This is a genomic window from Nonomuraea sp. NPDC050404 (assembly GCF_040655495.1).
Lineage (GTDB): Bacteria > Actinomycetota > Actinomycetes > Streptosporangiales > Streptosporangiaceae > Nonomuraea.
The window spans coordinates 1-21,163 of the sequence record NZ_JBFAKB010000010.1 but is presented as its reverse complement, the minus strand read 5'-3'; the positions used below and the strand labels follow the sequence as shown (position 1 = coordinate 21,163).

The window sequence follows — 21,163 nt, the reverse complement described above, 5'->3', positions numbered from 1 at the left end:
CCTCATTGTCTCCCCATGACGCCCGTTTGACGTCACTCTCACGAGGGACGGCCGGTCACGGGCGGGAGCGAGGGCGCAGATCGCTCCCCGGAGTGACGACCGCCCGGGGTGCCGCTGCCTAGTGTGCCTGGTCATGGAAGCAACCATCGAAGTCACCGGGCTGCGCAAGCGGTTCGGCCGGACGACGGCGCTGGACGGCATGACGTTCGGCGTGCTGCCCGGCCAGGTGACCGGGTTCGTCGGGCCCAACGGCGCGGGCAAGTCCACGACGATGCGCGTGGTGCTCGGCCTCGACGCCCCCGACGAGGGCCGCGCGCTGGTGGGCGGGCGGCCGTACCGGAGCCTGCACACGCCGCTGAGCCACGTCGGCGCGCTGCTCGACGCGGGCGCGCTGCAGCCCAGCAGGACCGCACGCAACCACCTGCTGTGGCTGGCCCACTCGCAGGGGCTCGGCGCGCGGCGGGTGGATGAGGTGCTGGCACAGGTCGGGCTGACGGCGCAGGCGGCGCGGCGCAGGGCGGGCGGCTATTCGCTGGGCATGCGGCAGCGCCTCGGGATCGCCGCGGCCCTGCTCGGCGACCCGCCGGTGCTCATGCTGGACGAGCCGTTCAACGGGCTCGACCCCGAGGGGATCGTGTGGATCCGCTCCTTCCTGCGTTCGCTGGCCGCCGAGGGGCGGACCGTGCTGGTCTCCAGCCACCTGATGAGCGAGTTGCAGGACACCGCGGACCATCTCCTGGTGGTGGGACGCGGCCGGGTCGTGGCGGACGTCGGGGTGGCCGAGCTGATCCACGCGGCCTCCCGCGACCGGGTGACGCTGCGCACGTCGGCGCGTACGGCGGCGATGTCGGCGCTGGCCCGGGCGGGAGCCACGGTGGCGGCCGGCGAGCGGGAGGCGATCGTCGTCTCCGGGCTGCCCGCCGAGGCGATCGTGCGGACCCTGGGGGCGCACGGGGTGCCGTTCTCCGAGGTGAGCGCGCACCGGGCGACGCTGGAGGAGGCGTACCTGGAGCTGACCAGGGACGCCGTGGAGTTCCGTGGAGCGGCGCTATGACCGGCTTCGCGCGGTTGTTGCGGGCGGAGTGGACCAAGCTCAGGACGGTACGCGGCTGGGTGGCGGGCCTGACGGCGATCTGCCTGCTCATCGTGGGCCTCGGCCTGCTCTTCGCCGCCGCCAGCCACTCCTCGTGCAGCAACGGCCCGGTCGAGGTGCCCTGCCCGACGCCGCCGCTCGGCCCGGACGGCGTGGCGGTCGAGGACCGCTTCTTCCTGGTCAGCATGCCGCTGGACGGCAACGGCGTCATCACCGCCCGGGTGAACTCCATGAGCGGCCAGATCCGCCTGCCCGACGCCACCCCCGGCGTGCGGAACGTCACCACGGGCGTGGTGCCGTGGGCGAAGGCCGGCCTCATGGTCAAGGAGAGCACCGAGCAGGGGGCCGCGTACGCGGCGGTGATGGTCACCGGCGGGCACGGCGTGCGCATGCAGCACAACTTCACCGAGGACGTGGCGGGCGGCGCGCAGAGCGTGTCGTCCGGGTCGCCGCGCTGGTTGCGCCTGACCCGCGACCAGGACACGATCACCGGCGAGGAGTCGCCCGACGGGAAGACGTGGACCGGGGTCGGCACGGCGCGCCTGGAAGGGCTGCCCGCCAAGGTGCGCATCGGCCTGTTCGCCGCCTCGCCGGGACACCTGACCGTGACGGCCAACTCGCTCGGCGGGTCGGCGTCGGCCTCGCGTTTCACCCAGGTCACCGCGCTCGTGGACGAGGTCAAGGTGGCGGGCACGACGTCCGGCACGTGGGACACGGACGACATCGGCGTCGACCACAACCTCGACGGCACCCCGCACCATCCCGGCGGGCTGGTCAGGAGCGGCGGCACCTTCGCGATCACGGGGGTCGGCGACATCGCCCCCAGCACGAGCGAGTCCACCATTGAACGGTCGTTGTCCGGCCTGCTGATCGCGCTCGTCGTGGTGATCGTGGTGGCGGTGTTGTTCGTCACCGCCGAGTACCGGCGGGGGCTGATCGGCACGACGCTGCTGGCCAGTCCGCGGCGCGGCCGGGCGCTGGCGGCCAAGGCCGTCGTGGTGGGCGCGGCCACATTCGTGTCCGGGCTGGCCGGCGTCGCGGTCACGGTGCCGCTGGCCCGCTCGATCGGGCGCGGCAACGGCGTCTTCACCCTGCCCGTGAGCACGCTCACCGAGGTGCGGGTGATCGTGGGCCTCGCGGGGGTGCTCGCGATGGCCGCCGTGCTCGCCCTGTCGCTCGGGGCGATCTTCCGGCGCAGCGCGATGGCGGTCATCGTCGCGCTGGTCGCGCTCGTGGTCCCGTACGTGCTGGCGACCGCCTCCATCCTGCCCGACGAGGCGTCGCGGTGGTTGTTGCGGGTCACCCCGGCCGCCGGTTTCGCCGTCCAGCAGAGCATTCCGGCCTACGAGCACGTGACCTCCTACGTCGCGCCGGTGACCGGGTACTTCCCGCTGCCGCCGTGGGGCGGGTTCGCGGTGTTGTGCGGGTACGCGGTGCTCGCGCTGGGCCTGGCCGTGCACCGGCTGAACGGGAGGGACGCGTGAGGCGGGAACTGCGCGCGGAGTGGACGAAGCTGCGCACGGTGTCCGGGCCGATCCCGCTGCTGCTCGGGACGGTCGTGGTGACCGTGGCCGTCAGCGCCCTGGCGGCCGGCGCCATGTCGTGCCCGGCCGCCGGGTGTGGTCAGGACGCGGCGCGGATCGGGCTGTTCGGGGTGCAACTCGGGCAGGGGCTGGTCGCGCTGCTGGCCGTGGTGATGGTCTGCGGGGAGTACGGCAGCGGGATGATCCGTACCAGCCTGACCGCGATGCCGCGCAGGATCCGGCTGCTGGCCGTTCGGGCCGCTCTGGTCTCGGGGTTGACGCTGGCCGCGGGGACCGTGGCGGTGCTCGGGTCCGTGCTGGTGGCGGGGCTGCTGCTGCCCGGCAACGGCTTCACGCCCGAGCACGGGTATCCGCCGCTGTCGTTGCTGGACGGGCCCACGCTGCGGGCTTCGGCCGGGTCGGTGCTGTATCTGGTGGTGATCGCGCTGCTGAGCCTGGGGGTGGCGACGGCGATCCGCGACTCGGCGGTGGCCACCGGGGTCGTGCTCGGGCTGGTCTATCTCTTTCCGATGGTCGTGCTCATGGTGCGGAACGAGGACTTGCAGCTCGTGTTGTGGCGGATCTCGCCGATGAACGCGGGGCTGACCGTCCAGGCCACCACGAGCCTGCCCGGCATGCCGATCGGGCCGTGGGCGGGGCTCGGGGTGGCGGCGGCGTGGGCCGTCGCGGCGCTGCTGGTCGGCGGGCTGCTATTACGTAAACGCGACGCCTAAATACGAAATGACCCTTTTTAGCGGGATCCGGTTATTAGCCCGGCCTTTGCTTGACAAACGCCATGAATTCTCTGCCGTCTGGGTAGGCGTTGATTTGTGAGGATAAAGCTGCAGAGAATTGCCACCCTTGGGGTCGCGGTCATGGTCGGTTGCGCGATGCCGGGCACCGCGTCGGCGAACCACGAGAGGGACCGGCAGCGTCCGGGCGACGTGGAGCGGGGCTGGTCGCGTGCGGGCGAAGTGGAGCGGGGTCGGTCGCGTCCGGGGGAGATGGAGCGGGGCCGGTCGCGTCCGGGCGACATGGAGAGAGGCCGGTCGCGTCCGGGCGACATGGAGCGGGGTCGGCCGCGTGCGGGCGAGGTGGAGCGGGGTCGGTCGCGTGCGGGCGAGGTGGAGCGGGGTCGGTCGCGTCCGGGCGATATGGAGCGGGGCCGGTCCCGTCCGGGGATCGCGCCGCCGGGTGCGATGGGGCACATGCCGCGTCCGGGCGCCGGGCCGGCGGCTCCGGCGGATGTGACGGGCTCGGCGGATGCGGTGGACACGGCGGATTCGGCGGACACAGTGGACACGGTCGGGGCCGTGCTGCGGCCGGGTGATCGAGGTGAGGCCGTCAGGCGGTTGCAGCAGCGGTTGCACGCCGGGCGCTACTACTTCGGCAAGATCAACGGCGTCTACGACGAGCAGACCAAGTTCGCGGTGTGGGCGTTGCAGAAGAGCCGGCGGATCATGCCGCAGGGCGAGGTCGGGTCGCGGGTGTGGACGGCGCTGGAGCGGCAGTCGCGCAGGAAGTCGCTGGTGCCCACCGGCGCCGCCGACCGCGTGGAGATCGACCTGCGCAACCAGCTCCTGACCGTCTACCGCAACCGCAGGCCGGCGCTGATCTCGCACATCTCCACCGGCGCCGAGGTGCACTACTGCGAGAACGGGCACTGCGGCAACGCCATCACCCCCGTCGGCGACTTCCGGGTCGCGCGGCGGGCGCCCGGCTGGACCACCGGGCGGCTCGGGACCATGTTCAACTCGTTGTACTTCGTCGGCGGCATCGCCATGCACGGCTCCACGAAGGTGCCGCTGCGCCCGGCCTCCCACGGCTGCGTACGCGTCCCGCTGGAGACCTCCAAGCGCCTGTACGAGATGGTGAAGATCGGCGAGCCCGTCTACGTCAGGGGCAAGATCTTCTGACCTAGACGCCCTGCGGCAGCCGGAACAGCCGCTCCGGGTCGTAGGTGGACTTCACCTCGGCCAGCCGTGTGGCATTCGGCCCGTAATAAGCGCCCCGCCAGTTCTTCAGGTCCGGGTCGATGTAATTCACATAGGCGTGGTCGCCGAAATAGGGGGCCATGCCGCCGTGCAATTCCCGCAACCAGCCACGGTCCATTCCCTCTGCGTAGTACTGCACGCTGAAAAGCGCCGCCCGATGCGGAAAGGCGGTGGCCGAAGAGCCGACCCGGCCGATCGCCCCGCCCATGGCGTCCAGCAGCACCGAGTGCCCGCCGCGCCGCTCGACCCCCTTCACCAGCTTCCGCACGCCGTCCGCCGGCAGCACGCGGTAGGCCAGGTGCGACTTGGCCGCGTACGACGTGCGCGGCGTCCGCCGGCACTCGGCCACCGACCTTCCCCCGCAGCCACCCATGACCTTCATCGCCTCCAGGTGGGAGTGCGTGCGCACCGAGCGGGACGAGGGCCGGCCGACCTCTTTGACGAGCGGCGCCAGCAGCCGGTCCAGCGCCGGCTTCCGCCCGGCGTAGGTGCCGGCGATCTCCACGGACAGCCCGCTCGCCGAGCGCGTCAGGTGCAGCGAGGACCACAACTCGTCCGGCGCGCCCGGCGCCCACGACTGCCAGGCCCGCACCGCCGCCCGCGCCCTGGCCCACGGCCAGCGCAGGAAGAACACCGACAGATCGGTCGCCGGATGGGTCCTGAACGTGAAGGACACCGCCACGCCGAAGTTGCCCCCGCCGCCGCCGCTGCAGGCCCAGTAGAGGCCGGCGTTGTGCTGGGCGTCGCAGGTCAGGGTCCGGCCGTCGGCCGTGACCAGGCGTACGGACTCCAGGGAGTCGCAGGTCAGACCGTACTTCCTGGAGAGCACGCCGATGCCGCCGCCCAGCGCGAGGCCCGCGATGCCGACGGTGGGGCAGGTGCCGGCGGGGATGCTCACGCCGTGGCGGGAGAGGCGGTCGTAGACGTCGATGAGCTTGGCGCCCGCGCCGATCACGGCCCGGCCGCCCGCGTAGGAGACCGAGCTCATCCTGGACACGTCGATCACCAGGCCGGTGCCGGTGGACCAGCCCGCGTAGGAGTGGCCGCCCGAGCGGCTGGTGATCGGCACGCCGTTGCCCCGGGCGAACGTCAGGCAGGCAGAGACGTCCGCCGCGTTCGTACAGTAGGCCACCGCCTGTGGCCTGATCCGGTCGTAGGCGGGGTTGTACAGGCGGCGGGCGGAGGTGTAGCCCGCGTCGCCCGGCAGCACGAGCGTGCCCGCCAGCCGCCGCCGCAACCTCTTCCAGTCGGGCGGCGGCCCGGCTTCCCGCGCCAACGCCGCCGCTCCAGGCGGCGGCCCGGCTTCCCGCGCCGACAGCGCCGACAGTCCCAGCGGCACCAGCGGCACCAGCGGCGTCAGTGCGGCGGCGTGCATAAAGTCCCGGCGGTTCATGGCGTCTCCCCGAAGTCGTTCGTTCGGTGAGACGCGTGAGTGATCCGCCGGGTTCGGCATGTTCTGGCTCCCGATCAGGTTCCTCCGACCCTGGAGACGCGCGCGGCGCCGCCCACGCGGGTGAGCCGCGGCACGCTCTCTCCAGCCTTCTTGAGCATCCCGTCCTTGACCAGCCGCAGCGGCGAGCCGACGGGTTTGGGGCCGTCCCCGGTCGTCTGCGCCAGCCGCAGGGCCAGCGCCGGACACATGTCGACCGCCCGCCGCGCCTCCTTGGCCATGAACCCGGGAATCTTCCTGAACGACGGGAACCCGTAGTCGTCCAGGTCCACGAACTCCGGCAGCAGATGAGCGCAGAGCCCGTGCCCCTGACAGCGGGACCAGTCGACCTCCAGCCGGTACTCGGGCTCGGCCTCGCGCTCGGGCATCGGCAGCACGCCGCGTATGGGCCGGCCGCAGCCGCCGTGCTCCAGGTGCTGGGCGATCTCGACCTCGAACGCGTCCAGGGCCGACAACACGAACTTGGCCGTGCCGTCCGGGTGGAAGCACGCGCCGCGCCGCTCGACGCCGCGCACGCCGCGCCGTACGGCGTCGACCGAGCCGGTGCCCTCGACCAGCGCCCACATGGACCTGGCGATGTCGGGCAGGCCGAGCCGGCACGGGCCGCACTGACCCGCGGACTCGGCCGCGAGGTAGGCGGCCACCCTGGCGGCCTCGCCCAGGGCGCAGGTGGACTCGCCGAGCGGGACGATGATGCCCGCCCCGAGCGTCGCGCCCGCCTGCTTCATGCCCTCGCGCGAGAGCACGGCCGTCTCGATGACGTCCGCCGACAACCACGCGCCGTGGAAACCGCCGATGAGCACGCCGTCGCCGATCTCCGCCTCGCACAGTCCGAGCACGTCCGACAGGTACGTCCCCGTCGGCGCCTCGATGACGGCGCCGTTGGCCGCGCCGCCGCTGACGGTCAGCAGGATCGTGCCCGGCTCCTTGACCGTGCCGACCTCGGCGTACTTGTCCGGCCCGTACTCGGCCAGCAGCGCGAACTGCGCGTAGGTCTCGGTGTTGGACAGCAGGGTCGGCAGCCCGTCCACGCCGCTCGTCGCGGCCCGCCTCTTCCTGCCCGGCGGGATGCCCTCCTCCCCGTTGACCGCGTTCACCAGCGCGCCGCCCTCGCCGGAGATGAACCGCTCCTTGATCCCGACCACCCTGATCGGGACGCGGCTCTCGGCGCCGCCGGCCACGTTGGCCTGGCGGCGCTCGGCCACGGCGGCGGCGACGGACGCCTCGGCGACCTCGCCGCCGGCCGTGGCGACGATCACCTCGCGGGCTCCCAGCGCCTCGGCCGCCAACACCGCGCCGTCCAGCACCAGGTGCGGGTTGCGGGTGAGCAACATGGCGTCCTTGGAGCTGGCCGGCTCGCCCTCGGCGCCGTTGACGAGCACGACGCTCTCCCCGCCGCGGGCCGCGTCGGCCACGGCCCGCAACTTGCGGGCGAACGGGAACGCCGCGCCGCCGCGGCCACGCATGTCCACCTCGTTGGCGTAGGAGATGAGCTCACTCAGCTCCCGCGGCTCAACGACGCCGTGGAGGGTGCGGTGGGCGGGCAGGTCGAGGCGACGGCAATGGTCCAGCCCGGCGGTGAGGCGGGCCGGACCCATGCGTAACACCCGTGGCACTCTGGCCGGAATCACATTCTCTCCTGGGGACGTGCGAGCAGGTCGTTCACGGAACCGGTCATCGGGCTCATCCCGCCCGCCGACCCGGCTCCCGGGCTCTCATGGCCTTCCGGCACGGTCATCGGGCTCATCCCGCCTCCCGATATCTGCGCCGGGCGTCCGCCAGGCTCACTGGTGCGTTGACCGCCGGCGCCGCGCCGGCTCTCGCGGTGGTACGGGCCGAGGCCGCGGCGGCCGGGACATTGGCCTTCTGCGGCCGTTCCGCCGGCACGCCCACGGCGGCCGGGGCGGCGACCGCGGGTCCTTCGACCCTCTCGGCCAGGACGGGCGGCCGGCGCAGCGTGGCCAGCACGCGCACGATCAGCGCGCCGCCGACCGCCGCCATGCAGGCCACGTAGGACCAGGCCACCCAGCCGGCCGGCGGCCGACCGGCCGTCAGCCCGTGCATGATGCCGATGGGCCAGGCCAGGTACGCGGCGGAGTGCAGAATCCGCCACATCCACGGCTTGGTCCGCATGGCGAACCGCCCCCTGAGCATTCCCGTCGCCACGGCCACGACCATCAGGTCGAAGGCCAGGGTGCCGAGCCCCACGTAGATTCCGGCGATCGGCACGACCGCTGCCCCCAGCGGCACGTGCCCGAGGCTGATCATGAGCGAGATGTGCGTGATCAGGTACGCCAGTCCGATGAGCGCGGTGGCCCGGTGCGCGAGCTGGGCCCTGATCCGGTTCGCCGGTGAGAGGAAGACGCGTTCCGTGGTGAGCAGGCCGAGCGCGATGGTCGCGGTCAGCAGCACCAGGGCGAACACGCCCGCGTAGAACTCGAGGAAGCCGACCCCTTGGCCGAGCAGCGCGATCCCGCGTTCCGTCCTGGTCAGCGCGAAGGCCGACAGGACGATGGCCGCGATGGCCGCGCTGGCCCCCAGCCGGACGTTCCTGGTGTCCAGCAGTGTGGGAGCGTGCCTGGGGTGTCGTCTGTGGAGCATTTAAGTTCCCTCCAAGGTCGGGTGAGGGTGCGACTCGGAAGGCCGGCCGCCCGTGAGGGCGGTTCTCAGATCAGCAACGGCGGCCGCGGTTGATGCAGGAGACGACGGTCTGCATCAGCCGGTCGGGCATCACGTTGGCGAAGTCGCCGTGGTCGGTGACCGGGTTGTGCTTCTGTTCCGGGAAGGCGTCCACGGCGTACGTCGGACCCTGCGGCACGTTGTACGCGAGGGTCATGCGCAACTGCGGAATCGCCCTGGTGCCCTGCGGGCAGGCACCGTTCTGGCCGGGGAAGACCACGTGCGTGCGGTGATTGGCGCTGTCGGTGTTCTGACCGTCCCAGCAGCTAGGGAAGTCCAGAATACGAAGGACCTGGCTACCGCGCGGGCAAAGCGTGTATTTGTCGGGACTTATGCGATTTTGGAATCCCGAGCAGCTCCAGCCGGCCTTGGCGTTGGCCGTGCCGTTCGTGGCCGCCTTGGCGTCGCCGGTGATGATCCTGATGAACCTCGGCATCGCGACCACCCTGGAGGTGGCGTTCCCGCGGAACTGGAGCGTCACGGCGCGGGGCCGCAGCACCGTGCCGACGTTGCCGTCCGGGTCATCGACGTTCGCGTCCGAGCTGCGGTCCCTGAGCACCGGCCAGAAGTAGGTCGACTGGTCGTTCAGCCGGCACGTGGTGCCCGCCGCGGCCAGGCTCTCGTCGGTCGAGAACGCGTCCGTCGACAGGTTGCCCACGTAGTCGTGCAGGTGGTGCGCGCCGTTGCTCACGCCGGGAGCGACGATGAAGTTGTCGGGGTTGTTATGGCTGTTGCGGTTCGTGCCGCACTGGGAGACGAACGTGCCGCGCGAGCCGTTCCTGCCGGTACGTCCGTTGTTCTGCACCTGCGCGACGTCGCGGATGTTGACGAAGTCCTCGGGGAACGGGCCCAGGTCGGCGCACTCCTCCTCGGCGCCGCCCGTCGCGGTCGGCGAGGCGGTGGGGGAGGCGGATCCGGTGGGGGAGGCCGAATCGGTGGGCGAGGCGGTGTCGGAGGGCTGTCCGGTGTCGGAGGGCTGTCCGGTCGCCCCGTCGTCGGGGTTCTGCGTCTCGTCGGGGTTCTGCGGCTGCGTCTGGCTGGGGCTCGGGCTGGGGGACCTGGTGGACTGGTTGTTGCCGCCGCGGCGGCGCGACTGGACGGTGGGGGTCTCCTCCGGCTGGACCTCGGGGGCCTGGACCTCGTCCTCCGGCTGCTGCGCCGGGTCCAGCAGCGCGATGCCGCCACCCTGGGGAGCCTGCTGGTCGGCGTCGGAGTCCTGCTGAACGGCGCCTTGCTGATCAGCACCCTGCTGGTCAGTGTTCTGCTGGTCGCCGTTCTGCTGGTTTCCTGTCTGCTGGTCCTGCTGCTGCCCCTGCTGGTCCTGATCCTGACCCTGGTCCTGCTGGCTCTGGTCCTGCTGGCCCTGCTCTTGCTGGTTCTGGTCCTGCGACTGCTGGGGCGCCTGGGTGGCCTCGCCGGGGATGCAGTGGTCCGCCAGCACCGGGCCTACTCCGATCACGGCTGCCGACACCAGGCCGGTCGCTGTCACGGCCAGGGCGGAGACCGCCGCGGCCATGCGTCTGGATCTCATGAGGTGTGTCTCCTCTTTTCAACCGCCATTGCGACGGGTGGAGCGGGTGGGGGCGTCGGGGCCTCGGGCAACTGGTTGTGGTCGACCAGGCCGGTGGACTCCAGATAGCCCATGTGGCGCATCACGTAGTTGATGCCTTCGGCGGCGAACTTCCTGATCTCGGCGTTGCGCGTGCCGGACCGTACGCCCGCCACGACGGTGAAGACCTTGCCGTGCGCGGCCCGCAACAGGTTCGCGAAATCCTTGTCGAACGCGGGACCGTTCTCCGCCGCGAGCTGGGCCATCCAGCGCTGCTGGTCGGGATTGGGCTCGTCGGGCAGCGCCACGCCGAGCTTCTTCGCGACCTGGCGGGTGATCAGGTCGAGGTCCATGTGCTCTTTCATGATCAACTTGCCGACTTCTTTGACGCGCTGGGACTCGGCGCGGGTCTGGGCGTACTCGCCCACGGGCATCTCCCAGAGACCCGCCTGCCGTACCTTGACCAGCAGATCGCGGTCGGCGTCCGTGAGCGGTCCCGACGACGTCTGTGTCCACTGGGCGGCCGCGGGATCGATGGCCGGCGGCATGACCAGCGCGATCGTCGCGGCGGCGGCTACGACGAAGCCGCCGAGCATGAACATCTCGCCGCGCAAAAGCCTGTGCATGGTCGGAGGTACGCGGCCATCTCCGGTGGGGTTCACGTATGGCCGGAGATAGTTAGAAATGACTGGAGTTATCGGAGTGGCTACCGCTTGGATAACGAAGGTGTAAAGATGTGCCCCGTGCTAGGTCACCTCGATGGCAGGTTCGAGAGTGCGGATGCCGAGGCGGAGCACCGCATCGCGGTGCTTTACCAGGAGTTCGGCGGCCCTCTGTTGCGCCACGTACGCAAATCAACAGGTAACGACCTTCAGTGGGCTGAAGACGTTGTCCAGGAGACGCTCGTCCGGGCCTGGAGGAACTCGGCAAGACTGCAATGGGAACCAAGCCTGATTTGGGCGTGGCTACTGACGGTAGCCCGCCGCATTGTCATTGATGGTCGTCGGCGGAAGAGTGTCCGGCCGCAGGAGGTCGAGCCACCGGAAGTCGACATGATGTCGGTGCCTGACGGGTCGGAGCGAGCGTTATCGGCGATGGTCGTCGCGGACGCGCTCCGGTCCCTGTCGCAAGAACACCGCGAAGTCATTGAGCAGACGTACCTCCGAGACCGTACGATAAGTGAAGCGGCGGAGATTCTGGGGATCCCGCCGGGCACGGTGAAGTCCCGGCTCTACTACGGGATTCGGGCTCTCCGCGAACTGCTGCGGGACAAGGGGGTAGCCGGCTGATGCATGACGGGGTGGCCGCCTACGTCCTCGGCGTCCTCGATCAGGAGGAGCACGAGGCCTTCGAACGCCACCTCGATACATGCGAGCAGTGTCAGGCGGAGCTGATTGAGCTTGCCGAGCTGCCGGAGCAGCTCGACGAGCTCAAGAACGACCCCTCCTCCACTTCCGGTGACGATCCCCCTATGTCGATGTCGCGTTGACGTCCATGCCCTTTTCGGGTGGTATCGGTACGGCAACGCGTTGCGCCCGGCGGCCCCAAGCGGCCGGGCGGTCTGGGGGAGGTGTTCGGTGGGCGTCGACGGTGATGCGCCCGGCCCTCCGCGCCGGCAGTTCGGTGAGGAAGGCGGTCTGCTGTCGTACGGCGGCTACCTTCGGCTGCCCGAGCTCCTCGACCAGCAGCGGCCGCAGTCGCAGGCTCCGGACGAGCTGCTCTTCATCACCATCCACCAGGTCTACGAGCTGTGGTTCAAGCTGCTGCTGCATGAGCTGGAGGGTGCCCGCGAGGCCATGTCCGCGGGCGAGCTGTGGCGGGCCAGGCACCTGTTCCGGCGGGTGCACACCGTCGAGCGGGTGCTGATCGAGCAGGTGGAGGTCCTGGAGACGATGACGCCTCAGGACTTCCTGGCCTTCCGCGCCAAGCTGGCGCCCGCCAGCGGGTTCCAGTCCGTGCAGTTCCGTGAGCTGGAGTTCCTGTCGGGGCTGCGGGAGGAGCGTTATCTCGGCAGCTTCAGGGACATCAGCGAGGAGGAGCTGGCCAGGCTACGCCGCAGGCTCGCCGAGCCCACGTTGTGGGATGCTTATCTGATCGCCCTCTCCCAGCGTGGCCTGCCGGTCTCCGACACCGAGATCATGGACTCGCTGCTGGCCGTGGCGAGGAACCGCGGGTCCTATGACGACCTGTGGCAACTGGCCGAAGACCTGCTGACACATGACGAGACCGCCGCGTTGTGGCGGATGCGCCACGTGCAGATGGTCGAGCGCCAGATCGGCACCAAGTCGGGCACCGGTGGCTCGACGGGTGCTCCCTACCTGCGTGGTAGGACCCGCCTGCACTACTTCCCGCTGCTGTGGGAACTAAGGGCCTGGCTATGAACCTGAACAACTATGGCAAACCCTCACAAAGGAGTGAGAGCGAAATGCCGCTCGACGAGGCCAAGGATGAGTTGCTCCAGCGAGCCGCCGAAAGGTGCGCGGCGGGCAGCGAGCATGTGAACGCCGAGGAGGCTCTGGCCTTCCTGCGGTTCTACTACCGGCACGTCGCGCCGGAGGACCTGCTCGACCGCAACCCCGTCGATGTGTACGGCCCCGCGATGTCCCAGCGGCAACTCGCCGAGATACGCCCCCAGGGCAGGGCCGTGGTCAGGGCCTACACCCCGACCCTTGAGGAGAACGGCTGGGATCCCGGCCACTCCGTCGTCGAGGTGGTCACCGACGACATGCCCTTCCTGGTCGACTCCGTCACGATGGAGCTCGACCGGCACGACCTGGGCACCTACCTGGTGGTCCATCCGCAGATGCGGGTGCGCCGCGACATGACGGGCCGGATGCTCGGCCGCGGCCAGGAGGATGTCACCGGCCAGATGCTGGTCGAGTCGTGGATCCACATCGAGATCGACCGCCAGTCCGACCCCGAGGTGCTCTTGGGCGTGGAGACCGACCTGCAGCGGGTGCTCAACGATGTGCGCCACGCGGTCGAGGACTTCAGGAAGATGCGGGCGCTGGCCGTACAGACCGCTGAAGACCTGGGCATGAACCCGCCGCCGCTGGAGCCCGCGGAGGTCGAGGACAGCATCGACCTGCTGCGCTGGCTCGCCGACGGGCACTTCACCTTCCTCGGCTACCGCGAGTACCGCCTGGAGGACACCGACGAGGGCGAGACGCTGCGCGCGCTGCCCGGCGCGGCGCTGGGCATCCTGCGCGACGACAAGGTGGGCTCCGAGAGCTTCGCCGCGCTGCCGCCCGAGGTGCGGGCCAAGGCCCGCGAGAAGCAGCTCATGATCATCACCAAGGCCAACTCCAGGGCCACGGTGCACCGGGCCACGTACCTGGACTACATCGGCGTCAAGCTGTTCTCGCCCGAGGGCGAGGTGGTCGGGGAGCGGCGCTTCCTCGGCCTGCTCACGCACGTGGCCTACAACGAGTCGATCTCCCGCATCCCCGTCCTGCGCCGCAAGCTGGCCGACGTGCTCAACGCGGCCGGGCTGGCCCCCGACAGCCACGACGGCAAGGACCTGATCGAGATCCTGGAGACGTTCCCGCGCGACGAACTGTTCCAGACCTCGATCGACCAGCTCCTGCCGATCGCGCTGGGCGTGTTGCGGCTGCGCGAGCGCAAGCAGGTCAAGCTGTTCCTGCGGCGCGACGACTACGGCCGCTACATCTCCTGCCTGATCTACCTGCCGCGCGACCGCTACACCACCAAGGTGCGGCTGAAGATGCAGGAGGTGCTGCTCAAGGCCCTGGGCGGCAAGTCGCTCGACTACAGTGCGATGATCGGCGAGTCGGTGCTGGCCCGCCTGCACGTGGTGGTGCGGGGCGAGCGGGGCAACCCGCTGCCGCCGCCGAGCGTGGACGTGGAGGAGCTGGAGTCGCGCCTGGCCGGCATCACCCGCTCCTGGGAGGACGACCTGGCCTCCGCCCTCACCGAGATGACCTCCGAGGAGGAGGCTCCGCCGCTCATCAGGCGCTACGCCTCCGCCTTCCCCGAGGGCTACAAGGCCGACTTCCCGCCCAAGGTGGCCGTGGTGGACCTGCGGCGGCTGGAGCAGATCGTCGAGGAGGGCGACGGCGAGAAGGTCGGGATCAACCTGTACGAGCCGTACGACGCCGTGGAGGGGGAGCGGCGGCTGAAGATCTACAAGGTCGGCTCGCCCATCTCGTTGTCCCAGGCGCTGCCGCTGATCCAGCGGCTCGGCGTGGAGGTCGTGGACGAGCGTCCCTACGAGGTGGACAGGGACAACGACCCGCGCACCAAGAACGCCTGGATCTACGACTTCGGGCTGCGGTACGTCCCCTCGGAGGAGGTGGACAGGAACGACTTCAAGCGGCTCTTCCAGGACGGGCTCACCGCGCTGTGGACCGGGCGGGTGCAGGACGACGACTTCAACGCGCTGATCCTGCGGGCCGGGATGACCTGGGAGCAGGTCGAGATCCTGCGGGTCTACGCCAAGTACCTGCGCCAGGCCGGCAGCACGTTCTCGCAGCCGTACATGGAGCGGGTGCTGCGCGACAACGTGCGGGTCTCGCGGCTGCTGGTACGGCTGTTCGAGGCCAAGCTCGATCCGCGGCGGGGCGAGGACGTGCGGGTGGACCTCGTGGAGGCGCTCAACGAGGAGATCCTGCGGTCGCTGGATGAGGTGGCCTCGCTGGATGAGGATCGAATCCTGCGGGCGTATCTGGAGATGATACAAGCGACATTGCGCACCAATTACTTCCAGACGGTGGATGGAGTGCGCAAACCGTACATATCGCTCAAGTTCGACCCTGAGGCCATCAGCGTGCTGCCATTGCCGCGGCCGAAGTTCGAGATATTCGTGTATTCGCCCCGGGTCGAAGGCGTGCATCTGCGCTTCGGGAAAGTGGCGCGGGGCGGGTTGCGGTGGTCGGACCGGATGGAGGATTTCCGTACGGAGATTCTCGGCCTGGTCAAGGCACAGATGGTGAAAAATACCGTTATTGTGCCGACTGGGTCTAAGGGCGGGTTTGTCGTTAAGCGTCCGCCAAAGTCCGGAACCCGGGAGGACCAGCTCGCCGAGGGCGTGGCCTGCTACCGGATGTTCATCTCCGGGCTGCTCGACGTCACCGACAACCTCGTGGACGGCAAGATCGTGCCCCCGCCCGACGTGGTCAGGCACGACGGCGACGACACCTACCTGGTCGTCGCCGCCGACAAGGGCACCGCCACCTTCTCCGACATCGCCAACAGCGTGGCCAAGGAGTACGGCTTCTGGCTGGGCGACGCCTTCGCCTCCGGCGGCTCGATCGGCTACGACCACAAGGCCATGGGCATCACCGCCCGCGGCGCCTGGGAGTCGGTCAGGTACCACTTCCGCACCATGGGCGTTGATGTGCAGACCACCGACTTCACCGTGGCCGGGGTCGGCGACATGTCGGGCGACGTGTTCGGCAACGGCATGTTGTTGTCTGAGCACATCCGGCTGCTGGCCGCCTTCGACCACCGGCACATCTTCGTGGACCCCGCGCCCGACGCCGCCCGCTCCTTCGCCGAGCGGCAGCGCCTGTTCGAGCTGCCGCGCAGCTCCTGGGAGGACTACGACGCCAAGCTGATCTCACCCGGCGGCGGCGTCTTCCCGCGCACGGCCAAGTCCATCCAGATCACGCCCCAGATCCGCGAGGCGCTCGGCATCCCGGCCGGTGTGGCGTCCATGGCGCCGAACGACCTGATCAGCGCCATCCTGCGGGCCCCGGTGGACCTGCTGTGGAACGGCGGCATCGGCACCTACGTCAAGTCCGGCGCCGAGTCCCACGCCGACGTGGGCGACAAGGCCAACGACGCGCTCCGGGTCAACGCCTCCGAGCTGCGCTGCAAGGTCATCGGCGAGGGCGGCAACCTGGGCTTCACCCAGCTCGCCAGGATCGAGTTCGCGCTCAACGGCGGGCTGGTCAACACCGACTTCATCGACAACTCGGCCGGCGTGGACACCTCCGACCACGAGGTGAACATTAAGATCCTGCTCGACCAGGTCGTCCGCGACGGGGAGCTGACCGACAAGCAGCGCAACCAGGTCTTCACCTCGATGACCGACGAGGTGGCCGACCTCGTGCTGCGCGACAACTACGCGCAGAACGTGGTGCTGGCCGCCACCCGCACGCAGGCCGTCGAGATGCTCCACATCCACGCCCGCTACCTGCGCAAGCTGGAGCGGGACGGGCTGGTCAACCGGGAGCTGGAGTTCCTGCCGTCGGACAAGACGCTGGCCGAGCGGCGTCAGGCCAGGCTTGGGCTGACCGCGCCGGAGTTCTCCGTGTTGCTGGCCTACACCAAGCTGGTGGCCGACGCCGAACTGCTGGGCTCCGACCTGCCCGACGACCCGTACCTGGCGTCGTGGCTGGTCTCCTACTTCCCGTCGGCGCTGCGCGAGCGGTTCCGCACGTACATGGACGAGCACCCGCTCAGGCGCGAGATCATCACCACCCGCATCGTGAACGAGCTGGTCAACTCGGCGGGCACCACGTTCATGTACCGCTTCGGGGAGGAGACCGGCGCCTCCACGCCCGACATCGTGCGGGCCTACCTGGTCGCGCGGGAGGTCTTCGACCTGGCCGGCTTCCACCGGGCCGTGGAGGACCTGGACAACAAGATCGACACGGCGACGCAGATCGCCATGTTGCTGGAGGCCCGCAAGCTCGCCGAACGCGGCGCCCGCTGGCTCCTGGTCAACCGCCGGCCGCCGCTGGACCTGGCCGGATCCGTCAACTTCTTCGTCAAGGGGGTCAACGGGCTCGTCGCCCACATCCCGAAACTGCTGACCGGGCCCGACATGAGCGCCTACGAGGACCGCAGGGACTCCTTCGCGGCCCGCGGAGTGCCGATGGAGCTGGCCGAGCGGGTGGCGGCCATGGTGCCGGCGTACTCGACGCTGGACCTGGTGGAGATCGCGTCGGTGGCGCAGCGGCCGGTCAACGAGGTCGCCGAGGTCTACTTCGACCTGGCCGACCGGCTGCAGCTGGCCCGGCTGCGGGAGCGGATCATCGCGCTGCCCCGGGACAACCGGTGGAACTCGATGGCCCGCTCCGCGCTGCGCGACGACCTGTACGCGGCGCACGCCTCGCTGACGCGCGACGTGCTGGCCCACAGCAAGCCGGGACTGCCGCCGGAGGAGCGGCTGGCCCGGTGGTCGGAGGGCAACTCGGCGGCGGTGTCGCGCGCCCGCCAGACGTTGTCGGAGATCTGGGAGAGCGACACCTTCGACATAGCCACGCTCTCCGTCGCCCTCCGCGCCATCCGCACGCTCGTCGCCGCCAGCAACCTCCCCCACACGGAGGCGTGACACACGCGCGGACAGGCCGGGGCGGGTGAGCCCGGAACCGGCGGCGGGGGCCGGCAAGTCCGGTAACCGGCCCCGATTCGCCACGGAACCGGCCGCGGGGGCTGGCGAGCCCGGTAACCGGCCCCCGGTTCGGCACGGAACCGGCCGCGGGGGCCGGCGAGCCCGGTAACCGGCCCCCGGTTCGCCACGGAACCGGTCAGCGGTGCGCTCCGTAACGGTGGCGCGCCACTGACCGGTCAGAGGCCGTTTCCCTGGACAGACGCGAGCCATGGGCGGCGGGTGGCCGGCCACGGCACCGCGTAACAGATGGTTACTGTTTGGTTACTGTCCTGAAGCTCGGGTGAGCGCGCCGTCGTGGGCTATCACCGGGGCGGCGGCCGGCTTCGTGAGCGGAGGGACGACCGTGGCGTACTGGTGGGTCTCCACCAGTCGCAGGGAGCGGCGCAGCACCGGGTCGGTGATCGCCCAGCGGGCCTCGTCCGGGATCGCGATGTAGTCGTCCTCGGCCGTCTGGGTCGTCGTGGTCGTCGTGCGGGACAGTGAGTACAGGATCAGCGCCCCGCCGTCCTCAGTGCGCAGCCCGTACACGGGGAAGTTGTCGGCGCTGAAGATCGAGTCGTAGCTGTAGCCGCTGTTCTTGGCCTTCGCGCGGTTGGCGGCGATCTGCTCGGCCACCTCCGTCGTGTACGGCCCCTCCCCGAGCAGACCCGAGGTGACCCCCGCCGTGCCCGTCTCGGCGACCGTGGCGTGCACGGGGCCCATGAACTGCGGACTGATCGTGACCGTTTTGTCATCGGCCGCGACCACCGAGGCGTACCCGTCGGGGTCGAGCTTGATCTTCGGCACCTCGTGCCCCGGCAGGATCTCGGCCGCGGAGCTGAGCCGCCAGCGGTCGGACTTGGCGAAGGTGAGCAGCGTCGGCCGCCCGTCGCGGGTCGCCAGCGCGCTGAACCAGGGCGAGCGCTCACCCTGCGGCCACCTGGGCACATAGAGCGTCGGCGCGCCCCACTGGCGGCGCGGCGGCGCGTAGTCGGTGGACAGGTACGCGGCCTGGGTGAGCTGCGCCTGCCCGCCCATCGTGAGGTCAAGGGCCATCGCCAGCCGCCCCTGCAGGTCGCTGGGCACCCGCAGCGTGTCGTCGGTCTGAGTGAACTCGGTGAACGCCGTGGCGGCCTCCGAGCGGGTGACGCCCGGCTCGTCGGGGGACGGCGTGGGGCTCGTGGAGACGGCGGCGGCCGACCTGGTGGGAGCTGGTTGGGCATCGCTGGTGCAGGCGGTCACCGCGGCGAGCAGGCCGGCGGCGAGCGCCAGCACATTACGCCGACCGTATGCACGCACCTCGCCATGTTATTCGGGCCCGCGAGGGTCGCGTACCCTTGGGAGACGTGGCAGGCATCGATCCGGCAGAAGAGATCAACGAGCTCGCGGGCACGCTCCGCAGCATCCAGGACGTGCTCGACCTCGACGCGATGCGCAAGCAGATCGAGGAGCTGGAGCAGCAGGTTGCCGCACCGGACCTGTGGGACGACCCTGAGCAGGCTCAGAAGGTCACCAGCAAGCTCTCCCACCTCCAGGGCGAGCTCAACCGCGTGGAGGGCGTCGCGCGTCGTCTCGACGACCTGACGGTCCTCTACGAGCTGGCGGCCGAGGAGGGCGACGACGACACGCGCGCCGAGGCCGACAAGGAGCTCGAAACGCTGAAGTCCGACGTCGGCGCGCTGGAGGTGCGCACGCTGCTGTCGGGCGAGTACGACTCGCGCGAGGCGCTCGTCACGATCAACTCCCAGGCGGGCGGCGTGGACGCGGCCGACTGGGCGGAGATGCTGCTGCGGATGTATCTGCGGTATGCCGAGCGCAAGGGCTACTCCACCGAGGTCTACGACACCTCCTACGCGGAGGAGGCCGGCATCAAGTCGGCCACGTTCACGATCAAGGCGCCCTACGCGTACGGCACGCTGCGCGGCGAGCACGGCACCCACCGGCTGGTCCGCATCAGCCCGTTCGACAACCAGGGGCGGCGGCAGACCTCCTTCGCCGGGGTCGACATCGTGCCGGTCGTCGAGCAGACCGACCACATCGACATCGTGGAAGACGAGATCCGCGTCGACGTCTACCGCTCCAGCGGGCCCGGCGGCCAGGGCGTCAACACCACCGACTCGGCCGTGCGCATCACGCACCTCCCGAGCGGCATCGTGGTCTCCTGCCAGAACGAGCGCTCGCAACTGCAGAACCGCGCCACCGCCATGAACGTGCTGCAGGCCAAGCTCCTGGAGCGCAAGCGGCAGGAGGAGGCGGAGAAGATGTCGGAGCTGCGGGGGGCCACCACCACGTCGTGGGGCACGCAGATCCGCAACTACGTGCTGCACCCGTACCAGATCGTGAAGGACCTGCGCACGGGCACCGAGGCGGGCAACCCGACGGCGGTCCTCGACGGCGACCTCGACGAGTTCATCGAGTCGGAGATCCGCTGGATGCGGCGCCAGGAGAGCGGCGGCGCGGAGGACGCCTAAGGCTTGAAGAGCCCCTGAGCGCTCGTCACAGGCCGCTCAGGTGCTTCAGCGCCAGGCTGGCGAAGAGCAGGACGACGAGCAACAGGGCGATGAGCGCGGGTGACAGCCCGGCGAAGCCGTGGTTGTGCATCCGCTCCCTGTTGGCGCGGCAGAGGGCGCAACGTCCCTCGATCACGGGGTGGGCGCACTGTGCGCATACGAGATGTTCACAACTCATGACAGCCCCAAGTCTAGCCGCACAATCGTTTTGTTTCCGTTATGGACCTTCCATGCCAGTCTTCCCCCTAGACTGTCGTCTGGCCAATCGGAACGTCGATCGTTCGTAAAGAAAGACGCCCCCGATCGGCCGGTGGCGGGAAGTGGGCATGTGCCACCCTCGCTTCCGTCCTGACCCCTAGACTGGCATGCCGTGATGCTCTCGTGATCCATTTCGATAATGTCACCAAGGTCTACGCGAACCAGAACCGGCCCGCTCTCGACCACGTATCCGTTGACGTGGACAAGGGCGAGTTCGTGTTCCTCGTCGGTCCTTCGGGATCAGGCAAGTCCACGTTCCTGCGTCTGATCCTCAAGGAGGAGCGGCCCAACTCCGGTGCGATCCACGTCGCCGGCAAGGATCTGGCCCGCCTCTCCAACTTCAAGGTGCCGCACCTGCGCCGCCGCATCGGCTGCGTCTTCCAGGACTTCAGGTTGCTCCCGAACAAGAACGTCTACGAGAACGTGGCGTTCGCGCTCGAGGTCATCGGCAAGCCCCGGCGGTTCATCCGCAAGGTGGTCCCCGAGGTCGTCGAGCTGGTCGGTCTGGAGGGCAAGGCCCACCGTATGCCCGACGAGCTTTCCGGTGGCGAGCAGCAGCGCGTCGCCATGGCTCGCGCGTTCGTCAACAGGCCGATGATCCTGCTGGCCGACGAGCCCACGGGCAACATCGACCCCGCGACGAGCATCGGCATCATGAAGGTGCTCGACCGCATCAACAGGACTGGCACCACGGTCGTCATGGCCACGCACGACGCGGCCATCGTCGACTCCATGCGTAAGCGTGTCGTGGAGCTGGAGGACGGCAAG

General features: G+C 69.8%; 17 protein-coding genes. 10 read left to right on the top strand and 7 right to left on the bottom strand.

The window, feature by feature from the left end:
* Positions 1–133: 133 nt before the first annotated feature.
* The 4 genes from AB0I81_RS27150 (at position 134) to AB0I81_RS27135 (ending at position 4,532) form a co-directional block, all read left to right on the top strand.
* Positions 134–1,054, top strand: a complete 921-nt coding sequence (locus AB0I81_RS27150) for an ATP-binding cassette domain-containing protein (protein WP_360661852.1) — start codon at positions 134–136, stop codon at positions 1,052–1,054.
* A complete protein-coding gene (locus AB0I81_RS27145) occupies positions 1,051–2,577 on the top strand; it encodes a hypothetical protein (protein WP_360661849.1) in 1,527 nt (508 codons plus the stop codon). The genes AB0I81_RS27150 and AB0I81_RS27145 overlap by 4 nt, the downstream gene beginning before the upstream one ends.
* Positions 2,574–3,350, top strand: a complete 777-nt coding sequence (locus AB0I81_RS27140) for an ABC transporter permease (RefSeq protein WP_360661846.1) — start codon at positions 2,574–2,576, stop codon at positions 3,348–3,350. The genes AB0I81_RS27145 and AB0I81_RS27140 overlap by 4 nt, the downstream gene beginning before the upstream one ends.
* Positions 3,351–3,824: 474 nt before the next feature.
* Positions 3,825–4,532 carry a L,D-transpeptidase family protein gene (locus tag AB0I81_RS27135; protein WP_360661843.1) on the top strand — a complete coding sequence of 236 codons (708 nt, stop codon included), beginning with the start codon at positions 3,825–3,827 and terminating at the stop codon, positions 4,530–4,532.
* A 1-nt stretch (position 4,533) separates the two neighbouring features.
* Here AB0I81_RS27135 and AB0I81_RS27130 read toward each other — a convergent pair whose 3' ends face one another.
* The 5 genes from AB0I81_RS27130 to AB0I81_RS27110 all read right to left on the bottom strand — a co-directional run bounded on the left by AB0I81_RS27130 (position 4,534) and on the right by AB0I81_RS27110 (position 10,914).
* On the bottom strand, positions 4,534–6,003 hold the full coding sequence (locus tag AB0I81_RS27130; protein WP_360661840.1) for an FAD-binding oxidoreductase: 1,470 nt from the start codon (positions 6,001–6,003) through the stop codon (positions 4,534–4,536).
* A 74-nt stretch (positions 6,004–6,077) separates the two neighbouring features.
* Positions 6,078–7,658 (bottom strand): NADH-ubiquinone oxidoreductase-F iron-sulfur binding region domain-containing protein, encoded by a 1,581-nt coding sequence (locus AB0I81_RS27125; RefSeq protein ID WP_360661837.1) that lies wholly within the window; start codon positions 7,656–7,658, stop codon positions 6,078–6,080.
* Positions 7,659–7,803: 145 nt separating this feature from the next.
* A complete protein-coding gene (locus tag AB0I81_RS27120) occupies positions 7,804–8,661 on the bottom strand; it encodes a hypothetical protein (RefSeq protein WP_360661834.1) in 858 nt (285 codons plus the stop codon).
* Positions 8,662–8,731: 70 nt separating this feature from the next.
* A complete protein-coding gene (locus AB0I81_RS27115) occupies positions 8,732–10,270 on the bottom strand; it encodes a DUF1996 domain-containing protein (protein WP_360661831.1) in 1,539 nt (512 codons plus the stop codon).
* A complete protein-coding gene (locus AB0I81_RS27110) occupies positions 10,267–10,914 on the bottom strand; it encodes a DUF4142 domain-containing protein (protein ID WP_360661828.1) in 648 nt (215 codons plus the stop codon). The genes AB0I81_RS27115 and AB0I81_RS27110 overlap by 4 nt, the downstream gene beginning before the upstream one ends.
* Before the next feature lie 117 nt (positions 10,915–11,031).
* Between AB0I81_RS27110 and AB0I81_RS27105 the strand changes: the two genes are divergently transcribed.
* From AB0I81_RS27105 to AB0I81_RS27090, 4 genes are all read left to right on the top strand, one after another.
* On the top strand, positions 11,032–11,577 hold the full coding sequence (locus AB0I81_RS27105) for a sigma-70 family RNA polymerase sigma factor (protein WP_360661825.1): 546 nt from the start codon (positions 11,032–11,034) through the stop codon (positions 11,575–11,577).
* Positions 11,577–11,777, top strand: a complete 201-nt coding sequence (locus tag AB0I81_RS27100; protein WP_360661824.1) for a zf-HC2 domain-containing protein — start codon at positions 11,577–11,579, stop codon at positions 11,775–11,777. Before AB0I81_RS27105 ends, AB0I81_RS27100 begins: the two co-directional genes overlap by 1 nt.
* An 88-nt stretch (positions 11,778–11,865) precedes the next feature.
* Positions 11,866–12,669 carry a tryptophan 2,3-dioxygenase family protein gene (locus AB0I81_RS27095; RefSeq protein WP_360661821.1) on the top strand — a complete coding sequence of 268 codons (804 nt, stop codon included), beginning with the start codon at positions 11,866–11,868 and terminating at the stop codon, positions 12,667–12,669.
* 44 nt (positions 12,670–12,713) lie between these two features.
* Positions 12,714–17,588, top strand: a complete 4,875-nt coding sequence (locus AB0I81_RS27090) for an NAD-glutamate dehydrogenase (RefSeq protein ID WP_360661818.1) — start codon at positions 12,714–12,716, stop codon at positions 17,586–17,588.
* Between the two features lie 321 nt (positions 17,589–17,909).
* Here AB0I81_RS27090 and AB0I81_RS27085 read toward each other — a convergent pair whose 3' ends face one another.
* Positions 17,910–18,926 (bottom strand): hypothetical protein, encoded by a 1,017-nt coding sequence (locus AB0I81_RS27085; RefSeq protein WP_360661815.1) that lies wholly within the window; start codon positions 18,924–18,926, stop codon positions 17,910–17,912.
* 47 nt (positions 18,927–18,973) lie between these two features.
* Here AB0I81_RS27085 and prfB point away from each other — a divergent pair, with 47 nt between their 5' ends.
* On the top strand, positions 18,974–20,098 hold the full coding sequence (gene prfB / locus AB0I81_RS27080; RefSeq protein ID WP_360661812.1) for a peptide chain release factor 2: 1,125 nt from the start codon (positions 18,974–18,976) through the stop codon (positions 20,096–20,098).
* Positions 20,099–20,123: 25 nt separating this feature from the next.
* Here prfB and AB0I81_RS27075 read toward each other — a convergent pair whose 3' ends face one another.
* Positions 20,124–20,273 (bottom strand): hypothetical protein, encoded by a 150-nt coding sequence (locus AB0I81_RS27075; protein WP_360661809.1) that lies wholly within the window; start codon positions 20,271–20,273, stop codon positions 20,124–20,126.
* Between the two features lie 245 nt (positions 20,274–20,518).
* Here AB0I81_RS27075 and ftsE point away from each other — a divergent pair.
* Positions 20,519–21,163 (top strand): cell division ATP-binding protein FtsE (gene ftsE / locus AB0I81_RS27070; RefSeq protein ID WP_360661807.1); only part of this gene is annotated, 645 nt, incomplete at its 3' end.